Genomic DNA, 16,273 nt, shown 5'->3' with positions numbered 1-16,273 from the left:
ACTGAACATCCCTATTTGCACTTTCGGGCTTTTTAGCTTTTTAGCTTTTCAGCGGTAAAGTGTCTTTTTTACATACTGTCATATATTTCTCAACTTGTCAATCATTTAATTCATGATAAATGATAATAAGGACAAAAATCAATCGTCAAAATGACACGATATTGAAAATTAAAGAAACTTTTACAAAACAAACGGGGTATAAGCATATGCAGGTAAAATATGGAGGTGGCAAACGCTATGAACAAATTGGTTTTATGCGCCGTCATGTTGTTAGGAATAAGTGCCGGCGTATCAAGCGGCACGGGATCAGCGGCTTTACCCCCATTAAAAGGTCCGCCTGACCTCCCCAAGGTGATTACTTTGTTTGAGGAAACGCCGATTTATAATAAGCCGGATGCCTCGCTGAAGCCGTCGGCAACGTTATCTCCACAAGATGTGATTACTGTCGGAGCGGAGAAAGAATGGTATGCTCGGAGTTACGATCCGACCCATCCGGACGAAGAGAAAAGGTGGGTTCAAATCGAGACGACATGGCTGGGACCGCAATGGATGAGGCTGCACAGGTCGAAGATCGGCGCCGTAAAATTGCTCGACACTCATATATGGCTGCCCGACGGGGCATCGATATACGATGAGCCGTTCGCTAATGACGACGCGGCAGCCGTATTGACACCACAAACGGTGCACGCCAAAGCCGCGTTCGAAAGCCCGCAAGTGTCTCCTCTCTATTTAATTGAAACGACATGGTTGGGTGATAAATGGCTGGCCCCATCGGTCCGTCATTACACCAACATTGAGAAGGTCGAAGAAGATGTAGTGCTGCCTACGGAAACGATGATCAGCGACTTGCCGGAACCGGCCAGGCTGGGAAAATACACGGACCTGTGGGTCATTCCGGCGCAGACGGTAAAGGCGTATGAGAAATATTACGATTTCTACCACATCGAAACAAGCGTTGGTCCGAAGTGGGTCAACAAACAGTTTGCTCAGCCGGAGGGAGTCCGAAAGACGGATGAGGAAATCACACTGACCGAACCCGCAGTCCAATACTTATACCCGCATCAGCCGTACCCCACCTTCGGGCTGCTGAGTCCGCAAAAGGTGAAAGCATATGAGAAATGGCAAAGCCCGCAAGGCGACAATTGGTTTCGCATCCACAGCTGGAACGGCGACCTCTGGGTAAAACAGGAAACTCCAGGCGGAAAGAAACAGCCGGCAGAATTAAATTAAACATAGATCCCCTTAAGGCCATTAGCTCGATACGGTGCCTAAGGGGATTTTTATTTGGCGTTGACCCGGATGACATGCGGTGTTAAAATATATTTAAACAAAATCATGAACATGGTTCTAAATAATGAACTAAATAACAGGGGTATGTATGGACAAAAAGTATTGGGTTCCCGCATTGGAAAGGGCGCATACGATTTTGCGCGAGATCGCGGCGGAGCCGGGCAAGCTGAAGCTGACGGATTTATGCTCGCGCAGCGGCATCAGCAAAAGCACGATGTTCTCGCTGCTGCAAACGATGGAGCAGCTGCAGTGGATTGAACGCGATCGTGCCGATGCGTTTAGTTTGGGTGTGCATTTTGGCATGATGGGCAACGTCTACTTTCAGCAGTTTGATCTGATTGACGTATTCCGCAGGGAGGCGCCTACTGTCATGGCCAGGATCGAAGAATCGGTTCAACTGGCTCGTCTGGAGGGCGATCAGGTCGTTTATTTGGCGAAAGAGGCTGCTCCTAAGCCAGTTCAGATGGTATCCGGACCGGGGGCGAGATTCCCGGCTTATGCTACGGCTTTGGGGAAAATGCTGCTGACTGCTCTTTCCGAGGAAGCGCTGCTGGCCATGTACCCGGAGGAGGGGCTGAACCGGCTTACGCCGCATACGGTTAACAACCGTACCGAGCTGCTGGAACAGATCGCATTGGCGCGCCGTCAAGGATTCGCGGAGGAGATGCAGGAAGGGGTCATGGGCTTCTGCTGCGTGGCTGCGCCGATCATTCACCCGGGTGGACAAATGCTTGGGGCGGTCAGCGTATCGATGCCGGTCCACGAATGGGATCACAAGCGGGAGGATGCAAGACGGGCGGCGATTACGCTTGCCGGCAAGCTTTCCTACGGCAAGGCCGAATAGGTAACCCGAAATGTGTAACAAAAGCTGGTTTTATCGATAGCACAGTTAATTTCGAGGAGGAACAGATTATGGGAGAGTATGTTCAAACCGGTCGCTTGCAGGTTGCTTCAGAGCTTTATGAATTTATCCGTTCCGAGGCGCTTCCCGGCAGCGGAGTTGCTGAAGAGCACTTCTGGTCGGGATTCGATAACCTGGTGCACGACTTAATGCCGCAGAACCAAGCTTTGCTGGCCAGACGCGATGAGCTCCAGCAGGCTGTAGATGAATGGCACAAGAACAATAAAGACAGTTTTGATTTTGCAGCTTATAAATCATTCTTGCAAAGTATCGGATACCTTGAACCCGAGGCGGAAGATTTCGAAGTGACTACGCAAGCGGTTGACGATGAAATTACCGTGCAGGCAGGCCCGCAGCTGGTTGTGCCCGTCAATAACGCCCGTTACGCGCTCAACGCTGCGAATGCCCGCTGGGGAAGCCTGTATGACGCCTTATATGGCACAGACGCTATACCGGATGACGGAGGGGCTGAGCGGCAAGCGGCATATAATCCGGTCCGGGGCGACAAGGTCATTGCCTTCGGCCGGGGATTTCTCGACCAGGCGGCCGGGCTTATAGAAGGATCGCATGCGGAAGCTGTAAAATATGAGGTCGATAACGGCCGGCTTAGGGTCACTTTAAGCAATGGAACAGCCACCGGGTTGAAAGATCCGGCTAAGTTTGTCGGTTATCAAGGAGAAAGCGCAGCTCCTCATGCTATCTTGCTTCGTAATAACGGATTGCATCTTGAAATTCAGATCGATCGGGAATCTCCCATCGGCCGGACCGATAGTGCCGGTGTAAAGGATATTTTGCTGGAAGCGGCGCTGACAACGATTATGGACTGCGAAGATTCCGTAGCCGCTGTCGACGCGGAAGATAAGGTGCTTGTGTACAGGAACTGGCTTGGTTTAATGAAAGGAACTTTATCTGCAACGTTCGCCAAAGGAAAACAAACGGTCACCCGCACATTGAATCCGGACCGTGCATACACTTCGCCGTCAGGCTCGGCAATAAGCTTGCGCGGGCGCTCGCTTCTGTTTGTCCGCAATGTCGGACATCTGATGACGAATAATGCGATATTGGACCAGGATGGCAGCGAAGTACCCGAAGGCATTATGGATGCGGTTGTGACGGGACTTATCGCCAGACACTCTCTTCTTGAAAACAATCCGTTTCCGAACTCGCTGAAAGGCTCCGTATACATCGTCAAACCGAAAATGCACGGTTCCGCCGAGGTCGCCTTCGCCAATGAACTGTTTAACCGCGTGGAGGATCTGCTGGGCCTGGACAGATTTACGCTGAAAATCGGGGTCATGGACGAGGAACGACGCACTTCTTTGAATTTAAAGGCATGTATTCGTCAGGTGAAGGAGCGTATTGCTTTTATCAATACCGGTTTCCTGGATCGTACGGGCGATGAAATGCATACATCGATGGCTGCAGGACCGATGATCCGTAAAAATGATATGAAATCGTCGGTTTGGCTGCAAAGTTATGAGAAATCCAACGTTAACGCAGGGCTTTCCTGCGGCTTGCAGGGGCATGCTCAGATCGGTAAAGGCATGTGGGCGATGCCGGATCTGATGGGCGATATGCTGAAGACGAAAATTGCGCATCCGCAAGCAGGCGCCAACACGGCTTGGGTGCCTTCGCCGACAGCGGCAGTACTGCATGCTCTGCATTACCACCAAGTAGACGTTGTCGCCGTCCAGAATCAATTGAAGCAGGCGATTACCGATCTGCAGGACGGCATTCTGGAGATTCCGGTGGAGTCGAATCCAGCTTGGACCGCCGCGCAAATCCAGCAAGAGCTCGATAACAACGCGCAGGGCATTCTTGGTTATGTGGTCCGTTGGGTCGAGCAAGGCATCGGCTGCTCCAAGGTGCCGGATATTAACAACGTTGGCTTGATGGAGGACCGGGCGACACTGCGTATTTCCAGCCAGCACATTGCCAATTGGCTGCACCATGGCATCTGCAGCGAAACTCAGGTAATGGAAACGATGCGCCGCATGGCGCAAGTGGTAGATGGGCAGAACGCCGGAGATGCCGCTTATCGGCCGATGGCTCCGAATTATGATGATTCCGTTGCTTTTCTGGCCGCTTGCGAGCTGGTGTTCCAAGGCTGCGATCAGCCGAACGGTTATACTGAACCGATTCTGCACCGCAGACGTATCGAGTTTAAAGCCAAATCTGCGCAGCTTGCGCAATAACCAAAATGATGCTTGCAACGAGGTTTTCCTGTTGAAATCAACGGGAGAGCCTCGTTTTATTTTTTCCGTTATGGTATGGTAAAGAGTGGGCATTTTTACGGTGATGCAAGACGATAAAGGCAGGAGGCTGGATGTGGGGATGCTGAAGTATACGATTTGTTTTATACGCCAAGGCGACCGGGTGTTGATGCTTAACCGTAACGAGGCTCCGCTTCGCGGGACGTGGAATGGGGTAGGCGGCAAGCTTGAACCCGGAGAAACCCCGCACGAGGGCATTGTACGGGAAATAGTTGAGGAAACCGGCTTGATGATGCCCCCGAATGCCGTCCGGTTTACCGGTATTGTTACATGGGAATTGGAGGGCCGGGAGAATGGCGGTATGTATGTATATATCGCGGAGCTGAAAGACCATATCGAGTTTCACACACCGGTTGAAATGAATGAAGGACTGCTGGCATGGAAACCGGTCGAATGGGTGGTTAAAGCCGATAATGCTGGAGTTGCCGCTCACGTTCGGCATTTTCTGCCTTCCATGCTGGTTGAATCGGAGTTGAAGGAATACCGCTGCACTTTTATAGATGGAAAGCTGATTTCCTGCCGGCGGATGAACTTGCCTGAATGGATCGATCAAGCCGGCTGCCTTGGCCTGGAAGGAGACGCAAGATGAATCGGGAGCAATTATTGAGACAAGCACTGGAGGCTGCTGTTGAGGCGGCGAAGCTGGCGGGAGAAACGGCTACGAACCGTTTTGGCAGCACTTTAGACATTCAACATAAAGGGAGTATGGGGGACCTGGTAACGGAAATCGACCTGCTGACCGATAAGCTGATTGTCGATCTGCTGCAGCAGCGGTTTCCCGAACACCGCATTCATAGCGAGGAAGCGGGAGAGAATGGCACGCAGAGCGAGTGGGTATGGCATGTCGATCCGCTGGATGGCACGAACAATTTTGCGCTGGGGATTCCGCTGTACGGCGTATCGATTTCGCTGAGCCATCGGGGCCTCCCGGTAGTCGGGGTGGTGCACGATTCCGCGCTGCAGACCACCTATACAGCGCTGGCCGGACAAGGGGCCTGGAGAAACGATAAACCTATAACTGTCGCTGCCGCACCTTTTGGACTATCCAAGGGCACGATATCGTGGATTCAAGGCCATGGGGTCGGCAAACAGGACCATGCCGCATTACAGCTTCGCCACCATCTGGAAGCGAATATCAAAAGGGTGCTGAGGGTCTGGGCGCCTTCACTCACTTGGGCGATGCTCGCCAGAGGCGATCTGCAGGGCATTGTGCTGTACAATTCGGAAGGCGACGACATGTATGCCGGCGTGCTGATCGCACAAGAAGCGGGAGCAACGGTGACGGACTTCGAAGGGCGTCCGCTTGCCGAACTGCATGGCGAACCTTACATTGTCGCTGCGCATCCGGACAACCATGCCGCGCTGCTGCAGCTTGTTAACGAAGCGCTGCCTCAAGGAAAGCAGAAGATTTAAATTGCGCGGGTCAGGCGTTGGGAGCAAGGAGAAGGTTCGGGTTAAGGCAGTGCCGTTTTGGCAAAGCTAACTTCTGAGACAATCGATACCACGACTTCCAATCGAAGAAAGGGATGACCCGACATGGACGCCGCACCGATTCATTTTCAATTCGATCAGACGCCTTCCGCTAAGCTTGCGGTTGAAACGCTGGACGAGCTGGGTTATACGGCCAAGCTGCAAGAAAGCGGAGGAACGTCGCTGCTGCACCTGACCTTGGAGAAGGGTGATTTGACCTCGGCGCTTGAAATCGTACAAGCTTTCGGTGGCAAATGGGTGGAATACTCTGACAGCTCCTCGGAGACGGCTGCATACAATACGGCGTATGAAATCGACGATGTTGCCATTCCGGCGCATGTGGTCAATGAGGATTGGCCAGCCGGATACGCGGAAACGGAAAGCGCTACGGACGATTACGGCGCAGTTTCCACCTCCTCGCCATATCAGGAGAAAGACGGACGTGTCGACCCGTCGGGAGAAGACTACGATCATTTTTTGGCGGGGATCCGCTTATAGCGGGTTGTTGCAAGGATAACGGAAAAAAGCCGCGGAAAACGGATCCGCGGCTTTTTCATATCGTCAAAGAATGAGGCGATGGTTAGACCAGCTTGAACCTGCGGATGGAAGACTGCAGTTCGTCGGCCAATTGGGCTAAATGAGCCGAGGTCGATGAGATTTGCTCCATAGCGGCCATCTGTTCTTCCGACGCCGAGGCTACGTTCATCGTATTGTCGCTGGATTGCTTGGCAATAGCAGCGATGGAAACAACCGTGGAGGAAATTTCCTCGGTGGAAGCGGACATTTGCTGCGTAGTTGACGAAACCTCCAAAAATTGCTCGCTGACTTGCTCGATGGACTTCAATATTTGTTCGAACAGCGCCCCGGTATGTTTGGCTGCATCGGTGCCGTTTAATACGTCGGCTGCCGCTAACTCCATAGAGCTTTTGGCACGGGAGATGTCTCTTTCGATATCTTCGATCAGCGCGGAGATTTGGCTGGCAGACTGGCCGGACTGCTCGGCAAGCTTCTTGACCTCCAGCGCTACAACGGCAAAACCTCTGCCTTCTTCGCCGGCTCGCGCGGCTTCAATAGAAGCATTTAATGCAAGCAGGTTCGTCTGGTTGGCGATCTCGGTAATGATTGCGACAATGGAGCCGATCTGATCGGATCTTTCGCCGAGCCGATGAATGGCTTCCGAGGTTTGTTCGGTCGAAGACTGAATGGATCCCATCTGCTGCAGCATAGCCTGCATCGATTCGTTGCCGCGGCTTACGTTTTGCGTAGTCTCAACGGTTTGCTCTGCGACATTCGTCGCTTTCTCCGAGATACGTTCCACCCCAATCGTCATTTCTTCCATCGTGCGCGCCGTTTCATCAAGCCCGGTCAATTGCTCATGGGAGCCGGCAGCCACTTCATCGATCGAAGCGGCGATTTGCTCGGAGGCACGGCTTGTCTGCTCCGCACTGGCTGTCAGCTCGGCCGACAACGCGGCAACTTGCTGCGAGGTATCCATGGCTGTTTGCACGGTAGAGCGCAAATTCAGCACCATCGCGTTAACCGCTTGGGCAAGCTGACCGATTTCATCGCGGTTTTTAACCTGAATATCACGAACGGACAAATCCCCATCCGCCACTTTCAGCACGGTATTCGTCACTTTCCGGATAGGCACCGAAATAAGCCGGTGCAGTGTATAGGTAATGGCAATGGCGAATACCAGCGACAAAATCACAATGACAACCATGACCCGTGTGCTCGAAGTATACACGTCGCGGACGGATTGCGCAGCGTCAAGCGCGCCACTGTGATTGTGCTTCACCAATGCGTCGAGATCGGTTTGCATCGCAGAAAAAGCTTTATAGCTATCGGCCATCGCGGTCTTGATCTTGGTCTGATCATTAGTGAGGCTGACTTGCAAAGTGGCCGCATTGGTTTTTTGAAACTCCTTCCATTTGGCAATGAGGGAATCGTAATGTTTCTTTTCGTCCTCGGTGCTAACGGTAGGCTCGTATTCTTTTAAAGTTTGATCGATTTTTGCGGAGTAGTCGGTGATTTCCTTCTCAATATTTTTCATATTGTCGGCGTTGTTTTCGATTAAATGAGAATAAGTCAGGGCTATCACATGTTCCGTTTGGAAGTTCAAATTGTTGACCAGCTCGACACCGGGCAAATACTCGTCTGTGATACTCGATACGGAACCAAAAATGTTATTCATACTTTTAAAAGAAAACAGGCCTGAAATCAAAAGCAGAAGAAAAATAAAAGAAAAAGAGGCAATCATTTTTTGGCTAACCGATAATCTCATTTTGTCCACGCCCCATTCGAATGTTCAATGAATATAACGACAGATAATTCGACAGATCCTGTCGTTAATCCTGCTAAATATATATAAAACCGCCTTTTTTTACTCCAGCTTTACATAAGTCAAAGCGGCGTTTTTCCCAGCGGTATAACCGGTAGCAAAGGCCGCTGTAATATTGTAGCCCCCGGTATATCCGTGGATATCGAGAATTTCCCCGCAAAAAAATAAGCCTTCCGTCAGCTTGGATTCCATCGTTCGCGGATCAATTTCTTTCAGATGAACGCCGCCCCCGGTGACAAAAGCTTCTTCAAGCGACAACGTGCCGTTGATGGCGATAGGAAACGATTTCACGAGTTTGCTGAAGTCCTGCCATTGTTGTTTCGGGATATGGTCATAGGTGATATCCGTGCGCAGACCGGACTTCTCCAGGATCAGCGGGATCAAGCGTTCCGGAAGATAACCTTTCAGCACATTTTTAACCGCTTTTTTGGATTCTTGTTCAGCTAACCGCATCGTTTCATCATAGATCTCTTCGGCCGATTTCAGCGGGAGCAAATCGATCGTGAGCTGGACCGTTCCGGTTTCCGTCTGTTTCAGCGCTTTGACGACAAATTGGCTGCAGCGCAAGGCCATCGGGCCGGAAATGCCGAAATGGGTAAAGATCATGTCGCCTTGATGAGTAACCAGCTTTTTGCCTTTGGAATTCCAGACGGTTAAAGCGACATCTCTTAGGGACAGACCTTGCAGCTCTTTGCTGCGGATAAACGGTTCTTTCGAAGTCAGCGGAACTTCGGTAGGGTACAGCTCCGTGATCGTATGTCCGGCGGCTTCCGCCCAAGGATAACCGTCGCCTTCCGAACCGGTATGCGGCACGCTTTTGCCTCCGGTAGCAATGACGACACAGCGGCTGGAAATCCGCTCGCCTGTGCGCAGAAGGACTCCGGACGCACGCCTGTCCTCATATAGTACCCGGTCTACGGGGCTGTTTACTTTGATCTCAACGCCTTGCGCGCGAACCCGGCCGACCAGCGCGTCGACGACCGATTTGGCTTTATCGCTGACCGGAAACATTCTGCCGCGGTCTTCTTCTTTGAGGGAGATGCCCATGTTTTCAAAAAAGTCGATGATATCGTAGTTGCTGAACGTGGAAAACGCGCTGTACAGAAACCGCCCGTTACCTGGAATGTGTTTGACGATCTCGTCCAAATCCCCCGCATTAGTCACATTACAGCGGCCCCCGCCGGAGATCCCCAGCTTGCGCCCGAGTTTATCGCCTTTGTCGATGAGCAGCGTGCGGGCTCCCGCGGCGCTGGCCGCAATACAAGCCATCAAACCGGATGGCCCTCCGCCGATGACAATAATATCGTAATTCATATATAACTCCTTTTCGGACTGCGTTACTTTCTTCACAATTCATTGTATCCGGATCGGAGACGACTTAACAAGGCCGAACAACAAAAAAGCGCCGCGCGAGAACGTAGAGTTCTCTGCGGCGCCGCGTGTTAAGCGGATTGTGTTTGCCGGTGATGCTTTTTCACGGTGATTCGGGATATCCGGAGATGATCCGTTTCTTCCACAATAAAATCGAAACCGTTAAATGTAATAGATTGATTCTTTTTCGGAGGAATTTCCACTTGGGAATAAATCCAGCCGCCGATCGTGTCGACATGCTCTTCTTGGATATCGAGTCCAAACGTATCGTTAACCTCGTCAATCAGCATGCGGCCGTCGATCGAGAAGGTATTCTCGTCTTTTTTCTCCAAAGCCGGACGTTCCTGGTCGAATTCGTCTTGAATTTCGCCGACGATTTCCTCGATGATATCTTCCATCGTGACCAGTCCGGAGGTACCGCCATATTCGTCGATTAGCAGCGCGATCTGCACCTTTTTCTTCTGCATTTGTTTAAGCAAATTACTGATCGGCATCGATTCAGGAACACTCAGGATAGGGCGAGTGAGATCGCGGATATCGGTGGTGCCTTCATGAGGTTTCAATAAATCTTTAATATGCACGAACCCGATAATATTATCTTTGTCGGAATCACTGACCGGATAACGGGTGCGCATTTCTTTCAGCGCGATTTTCTTGTTTTCAGCAAACGGCAGATTCGTGTACAAACAATCGATCTCCGTGCGCGGAATCATAACTTCGCGAGCGTTTGTCTCGGAAAAATCAAATATATTATCAAACAGCGTCAATTCGGTATTATCGATCAGGCCGCTGCGATGGCTTTCTTTCATCAAGACACGGATTTCTTCCTCCGTATGCGCTACTTCGTGTTCGGTTGTCGGTTCGATGCCGGCTCTCCGCAGAAGCCAGTTCGATGCGCCGTTCAACACCCATATGAACGGGTACATGACTTTATACAATACAATCATCGGCAAAGCCGACCATAACGTTACATTTTCCGATTTACGGATGGCGTAAGTTTTGGGAAACTGTTCTCCCAGCGTAATATGAAGCATAGTGATGACGGAAAAGGAAATAATAAATGAAATGGTATGCACCGCAACATCGTTCAGTCCCAGATCTTTAAGCACCGGATCCAGTATGGCAGCAACAGTCGGCTCGCCGACCCAGCCAAGTCCCAGGGATGCTAATGTAATCCCAAGTTGGCAGGCCGATAAGTACGCATCGAGGTTAAGTACTATTTTCTGAGCCCACTTGGCGCTTATTCGGCCGCCCTCGGCAAGCGCGTCAAGTCTGCTGGAACGTACCTTCACCAAGGCGAACTCCGCCGCGACGAAAAATCCGTTGATGACGACTAGCAAAACGATCAATAACAGATTGAACAATAACGGTAACGGGTCACTACTCAAATATTCCCTGCCCCCTCAAGTAGATGGACAGGTACACCTCCCTTATTATAAAAAGATATCATTCGATATATATAAATTATATACTATTCGGTCTTGCGTCTCCACTCCAATTCGCCCCTCCATTGCGCCGCATACAGACGCAACGATTGAATTGAATCCCGGTTTTTCTGGATTTCAGGCGATTTTCCCTCGTTTTCGTAAGTTTTGAGCAAATATTAAAAAAAGTTTGGCATTTTTAAAAAAAGCTGCGCTATTTTTTACGGTACCCTCCTATTCTTAACATACTCGGTTTGAACCGGGGAAAAGCCTATTTTTGGTTAAGGGCAGTCGCCCTTTTTCGAATGACGGCATATGTTGAGATTAAGTTCTAAAACGAGAGGGGATTTCCACTTGACCGACAACCCATTCCAACCGGCCATCTTATCAGAAGAAACGGCCGAACGTCCGGTTCAGCAAGGACAATATCAAAACCCGCAAGGCGGATACTACCACTATCCTATGCAGCCGGCTCATCCGGTATATCCGTATCATGCTCATCCGCACTATCCGGTACATCCATATCATCCGGCGCATCATTATCCGTATCACCCGCATACCTACCCGCATCACTCTTATCCACACCAACAATGGGGTCATGGCCAGCAATGGCATGGACAGCAAGACCACGGCCAACAGTGGCATGGGCAGCAAGGTCATGGCCAGCAAGGCCATGGTCAACAGTGGCATGGGCAGCAAGGTCATGGGCAGCAAGGTCACGGCCAACAATGGCAGGGCCAGCAAGGTCATGGGCAGCAAGGTCACGGCCAACAATGGCAGGGCCAGCAAGGGTATGGCCAGCAAGGCCATGGTCAACAGTGGCATGGGCAGCAAGGACATCAATAAGCAATTGCCGGCGAAATAACCGAACAGGCAAGGATGACGACAAAAGGAGCCTTTATAGGCTCCTTTGACGTTATATGGCCGACTCCGGTTTGGAGTCTTGGCCGGATTTTTTCAGCAAGGGCACCATGACCAGCACCCCCAGGAAAAACAGCAGCGTGGAAGCCGCATACAACGAAACTAAAGAAAAGGCCATTTTGAGTGATCCGGCCAAGCTCATCGTAATGACCATGGCGCCCATGAACAAAGGGGTTAAAATACCGTTCACGCGGCCGACAAAAGCTTCCTCCGTATTTTGCAATATCATGGTATTGATCGAGATTTGAATGGCGGGCAGCACAAGCCCGCTAATGAACTGCCCGGCCAACGTCAGCGGCAGGCTCGTGGACAGTCCGGCAATAAGCAGGCCGATCGCGCTGACGGACATACCGAAGGCCAACATATGCTGCGGAGGCATTCGTTTGGACATGCCCATGGCGATGCCGCCGCCGATAATCATCGCAACGCCGTTGGCAGTCATCAACCACTGCAAATACTCCTTGGGCAGTCCCAACCGTTCAGTCACCAGAAAGATGCCTAACGGTTGGATCAGACCGATCGCCAGCCCGGCGGAAACAAAGGTGGCACCCAAGGTGGTCAGCATTTTGCTCGACAGCACATAGCGGAAGCCAAGGCCCATTTCCTGCAGCAGCGATGTGCCCTTGTTCTGCTCTTCGCTTATCCGGTCCGGGGGCAGGAACAGCAAAACGCCGGCGGACAGCAGAAAGGCGACACCCATCACGCCTATCGAAATATAAATGCCGTAATGTTGAAACACAAACGTGCCAAGAATCGGGCCAAGCACCATAAACAAAGCAAACATCGTCTGGTACAGCGACATCCCGGCTTGCATGAACTGCTCGGGAACATGAAGCTTAAACAGCTTCATCCCGGAAGGCTGGGAAAATTGCGATAAAATCGAGGAAACCAGTGTCGCGAAAAATACGGCTTTCCAGCCTGCCGATTCCATCACGAATAATACGGCGAATACGGATAAGGCGCTGAGCAAATCGCACCAGACCATCGTCCGTTTGGGCCGCCAGCGGTCGGCAAAGGTGCCCCCAATAAAAGAAAATATGAAAATCGGCGCAAATTCGGCAACCGAGATCATCGATATGGCGAATGGATCCGCATTGGTTCGTTCGGTCACAAACAGCAAAATGGCAAAGTTTCGTACCCAGATGCCGATCTGCAGCAGCAGCCCGGACAATAAGATCGTGCGGATAAAAGCGTTACTGAATAAACCGGCCGGAGCCGTTGTTGTTTTGGACATCAATCATTTCACTCCTTAATTATTGCATGCGGGATGGATAGGAGAGGGAAAGGTTCGCTGAACCCGGAGCATGCGGTTAATGCATAATGGGTCACTTCTTCGGCAGATGTTTCGGCCAAACCGCCACATGTATAGGTCTTTGGTTGTTTGCTGTCCGAACCGGCAAAAGCGTCTTCGGAATTGTCGATAGAGAGAAGGTACTGTTTCCCGTCATACACGATATCGTAAAAAATCGGGTCGCCTTCGATGGTGAAGCGTGTAATGCGCATCCGATCGGGAGTGTAACTGCGGATATGGGAAATAAAGCTTTCCAGCTTTGTTTTGTTCGCAATGTTGCCGTGGACATCCTCTACTTCGTCGCCATGCAGCTTATCCAGCACCCGTTCTATGCGTGAGCCATATTCGGTGCGCGGTGGTTTGGCGCCGTCCGCCGGAGCGTGGTGGACGTACAGAAGCAGCGCGTTTTTGACGCGGTACAGGACAATATGCGCCTTTTCTTCGCTCGAAGTCCTCTTGTCGTAGTCTTCGTAGGCCTTATGCGGCACTCGGGGGCCTGAGAATGTGAATACGAGAAGCTTCTCTTCGCCGCCTAATCGGTATGCGGCAGGGGCAGTTCCTGCAAGCCAGCTGTATTTGTCAGCGCTTGGAGCTACCGGGATGTTCTCCGCGGCAATCGCTTCAGCAACTTCATTTACAGATAAGTCTCCATGGGACATTGCCCGCTCGGGATCGCTCTGGCATCCGCTAAGCAGCAGGATGACGAGCAGAATCCAGGTTTGAACCATTTCGGTCAGCTTCCTCTCCGCCTGAAACCAGCACAAACATTAAACGCGACTTCCCCGAATAATGTTTCAGCATGTTCATGAAAAAAATGGAATTTTCGCGAAAAGGATGTTTTTATAGGTATGAGCGACTTGAAACTCTCCTTCACGTATTATAAACAGTAAGCAATTCTTCCATCAGCATATAGTTTGGCTATAGTTAAACTATACCGCAGCGTCAAGGTACATAGGGGGAGTGAGGTTTGAAAATCCATGAAGTGGCGCAAAGGCTGGGCCTGACGCCGCGCACAATCCGTTTCTACGAGGAAAAAGGGCTGCTCTCGCCCAGCAAGCTTCCGCATAGCGGTTACCGCGAATTCAGCGAATCCGACGTGTGGAGATTGGCTTCGATTGCTTCGCTGCGCGAGGTTGGGATGAGACTTGAGGACATCGGCCGGCTGCTTGGCCAGATGGAACAGGACAATCCGGACGAGGTCAGACATTTGTTGGAGCTGCAGCGCTCGGCCATGTTCTCGCAGTGGCTGCAGCTTAAGGAGATGATCGGTACGCTGGACCGGATCATTGAAGAGAACGCCGCGGCAGCGGACCCAAGCCGGTTGCATTGGGGGCAGCAGTTGCATAAGCTCACGGACAGTTTAGGGGAATTAAAAGAGCGCCGGAGCCGCTGGATTGACCGTTGGAACTTTGACGGGCTGCCTGCGCTGCCCGGAAGTACGAGCCCCGATTTGCGCAGCCATGTGCCTCCGGAACAAGAGTACGAGCGTGCACTGGAGATGGCGGTGCAATGGGTCGGCCCTCGTTCGGGCGAAGCGGGGCTGGACGTTGGCACGGGTACGGGAGAGCTGGCCCGGCGGTGCATACGCAAAGGCGCGGCTATGGTTGGTGTCGACCAGTCGCGGCGAATGCTAAGCCATTGCCGGGACAAGCTGCCGGAATTGACAACACGGCTAGGCAACCTATTAGCTTTGCCTTGTTTTGACGCCCAGTACGATTTTGTGGTCAGCAGTTTTGCTCTGCATCATTTGAGCGGAGACCAGCATCCTCTTGCGCTGGCGGAAATGGACCGGGTGCTGAAGCCGCGGGGACGTTTATGCATCGTCGATTTTATGAACGAAGAAGACGGGCTTCGGACCGGAGCGGGGACGACGGAAACCTTCGGGGCAGATGAAGAGAACCCGGCCGTCAGAGAGCGGCTGGTCAGTATATTGCAAGCCTGGGGTTATGTGACGATTCAGCAGTCTGTTGAGGGGGCGACACATATTGTGTACGCAGTCAAAACCAACACTTGAGTTTAACGCCACGTGAGCCTTTATGATGAATGGCAGGGACGCATATGCTGTCCAATCATAGACGGGAGGGTTCGACGTGGAAGAAAAAAACGAGCCGGATCACAAGCGGATTTACGAGGAGCAAGAAAATGAGTATGAGCAGCTTGTCGAGCGGGAAGATGTAGGACCGCTGCTGAAGGCTATTCGCCCGCTTGCGGAATGGCAGGGAAAAACGGCGGCCGAGCTCGGCGCAGGTACAGGGCGCTTAAGCAGGCATATTGCGCCTTGGGTTAGCAGCTTGGCGATACTTGATGGGGCGGAGCCGATGCTGGAGCTGGCCAAGCGCAAATTAAGCGAAGCGGGGGTGCACAATGTCAGCGCTGCCGTCGCCGATCACCGTGAGCTGCCGCTTCCTGCGGAGAGCGCCGACATTGTGCTTGCAGGCTGGACCTTGTGTTATATCGCCAGCAGCAATAGGGCAGACTGGCGGGAACAGCTTTCCCGCGCGATGGAGGAGCTGAATCGCGTGCTTCGGCAGGACGGCGTTGCCATCATTATAGAAACGATGGGTACCGGCGTTGCGGCACCGCAGCCGCCGGCTTTTTTGCAGCCGTATTACCGTGAATTGGAGCAGCATTACGGCTTTCGGCACATGTGGGTAAGAAGCGATTTCCGCTTCGCTTCGGCGGATGAGGCGGAGCGGCTGACCCGGTTTTTCTTCGGGCAGGACTTGGCCGATCTCGTTAGAGCGGAGCGATTGACCTTCGTGCCCAGCTATACCGGGATATGGTGGCGGTGCAAGTCCTGCTAACCCTCTTTATATCGAATATATCCAGCCTCCGCAGCCGTTTGGGAATGGCCGCGGCATACAAGAGGGAACTTGAGGGCGCTGCGCGCTGCTCATAAGCGCCAGAGTTATTTGAGCTTGCAGCAGCATCAGGAAGAGGCGAACTAGCACAGAGTAGACCAAAGGGATGCGTATGGGGCGTAAAAGCGTA

14 protein-coding genes are annotated in these 16,273 nt (G+C 51.9%); 9 read left to right on the top strand and 5 right to left on the bottom strand.

What is annotated here, in order from left to right:
* Positions 1-237 precede the first annotated feature (237 nt).
* The 6 genes from EYB31_RS31035 (at position 238) to EYB31_RS31010 (ending at position 6,432) form a co-directional block, all read left to right on the top strand.
* Positions 238-1,230 carry a hypothetical protein gene (locus EYB31_RS31035; protein WP_131017378.1) on the top strand — a complete coding sequence of 331 codons (993 nt, stop codon included), beginning with the start codon at positions 238-240 and terminating at the stop codon, positions 1,228-1,230.
* Between the two features lie 148 nt (positions 1,231-1,378).
* Positions 1,379-2,134, top strand: coding sequence for an IclR family transcriptional regulator (locus EYB31_RS31030; RefSeq protein ID WP_131017377.1), 756 nt, complete (start codon positions 1,379-1,381; stop codon positions 2,132-2,134).
* Positions 2,135-2,202: 68 nt separating this feature from the next.
* Positions 2,203-4,386, top strand: a complete 2,184-nt coding sequence (locus tag EYB31_RS31025) for a malate synthase G (RefSeq protein ID WP_131017376.1) — start codon at positions 2,203-2,205, stop codon at positions 4,384-4,386.
* Between the two features lie 139 nt (positions 4,387-4,525).
* A complete protein-coding gene (locus tag EYB31_RS31020) occupies positions 4,526-5,053 on the top strand; it encodes an NUDIX hydrolase (RefSeq protein WP_131017432.1) in 528 nt (175 codons plus the stop codon).
* Positions 5,050-5,877: an inositol monophosphatase family protein gene (locus EYB31_RS31015; RefSeq protein ID WP_131017375.1), complete on the top strand. Its 828-nt coding sequence runs from the start codon at positions 5,050-5,052 to the stop codon at positions 5,875-5,877. The genes EYB31_RS31020 and EYB31_RS31015 overlap by 4 nt, the downstream gene beginning before the upstream one ends.
* Before the next feature lie 123 nt (positions 5,878-6,000).
* Positions 6,001-6,432 carry a hypothetical protein gene (locus tag EYB31_RS31010; protein ID WP_131017374.1) on the top strand — a complete coding sequence of 144 codons (432 nt, stop codon included), beginning with the start codon at positions 6,001-6,003 and terminating at the stop codon, positions 6,430-6,432.
* An 82-nt stretch (positions 6,433-6,514) separates the two neighbouring features.
* Here the strand turns inward: EYB31_RS31010 and EYB31_RS31005 are convergent, their stop codons facing one another.
* The 3 genes from EYB31_RS31005 to EYB31_RS30995 all read right to left on the bottom strand — a co-directional run bounded on the left by EYB31_RS31005 (position 6,515) and on the right by EYB31_RS30995 (position 11,034).
* The gene (locus EYB31_RS31005) at positions 6,515-8,218 is read right to left on the bottom strand and encodes a HAMP domain-containing methyl-accepting chemotaxis protein (protein ID WP_131017373.1); all 1,704 of its coding nucleotides are present in this window, start codon (positions 8,216-8,218) and stop codon (positions 6,515-6,517) included.
* A 99-nt stretch (positions 8,219-8,317) separates the two neighbouring features.
* Positions 8,318-9,589 carry a BaiN/RdsA family NAD(P)/FAD-dependent oxidoreductase gene (locus EYB31_RS31000; protein ID WP_131017372.1) on the bottom strand — a complete coding sequence of 424 codons (1,272 nt, stop codon included), beginning with the start codon at positions 9,587-9,589 and terminating at the stop codon, positions 8,318-8,320.
* Between the two features lie 128 nt (positions 9,590-9,717).
* Entirely contained in the window at positions 9,718-11,034 is a 1,317-nt protein-coding gene (locus EYB31_RS30995; protein ID WP_240763062.1) for a hemolysin family protein, read from the bottom strand.
* A 529-nt stretch (positions 11,035-11,563) separates the two neighbouring features.
* On the opposite strand from EYB31_RS30995, the gene EYB31_RS40440 reads away from it, so the two are divergent.
* Positions 11,564-11,935, top strand: a complete 372-nt coding sequence (locus tag EYB31_RS40440) for a hypothetical protein (protein WP_165452704.1) — start codon at positions 11,564-11,566, stop codon at positions 11,933-11,935.
* Between the two features lie 51 nt (positions 11,936-11,986).
* On the opposite strand, the gene EYB31_RS30985 is transcribed toward EYB31_RS40440, so the two are convergent.
* The gene (locus tag EYB31_RS30985) at positions 11,987-13,225 is read right to left on the bottom strand and encodes an MFS transporter (protein WP_131017371.1); all 1,239 of its coding nucleotides are present in this window, start codon (positions 13,223-13,225) and stop codon (positions 11,987-11,989) included.
* 8 nt (positions 13,226-13,233) lie between these two features.
* Positions 13,234-14,010 (bottom strand): DUF4362 domain-containing protein, encoded by a 777-nt coding sequence (locus EYB31_RS30980; protein ID WP_131017370.1) that lies wholly within the window; start codon positions 14,008-14,010, stop codon positions 13,234-13,236.
* Positions 14,011-14,249: 239 nt separating this feature from the next.
* On the opposite strand from EYB31_RS30980, the gene EYB31_RS30975 reads away from it, so the two are divergent.
* Positions 14,250-15,296, top strand: a complete 1,047-nt coding sequence (locus tag EYB31_RS30975) for a MerR family transcriptional regulator (RefSeq protein ID WP_131017369.1) — start codon at positions 14,250-14,252, stop codon at positions 15,294-15,296.
* A gap of 76 nt (positions 15,297-15,372) precedes the next feature.
* Positions 15,373-16,086 (top strand): class I SAM-dependent methyltransferase, encoded by a 714-nt coding sequence (locus EYB31_RS30970; RefSeq protein WP_131017368.1) that lies wholly within the window; start codon positions 15,373-15,375, stop codon positions 16,084-16,086.
* Positions 16,087-16,273: the final 187 nt, after the last annotated feature.

This window comes from Paenibacillus thalictri (assembly GCF_004307995.1).
Lineage (GTDB): Bacteria > Bacillota > Bacilli > Paenibacillales > NBRC-103111 > Paenibacillus_AF > Paenibacillus_AF thalictri.
Note: the sequence above shows the minus strand (reverse complement) of the source record. Positions and strands in the feature narration are given on the sequence as shown.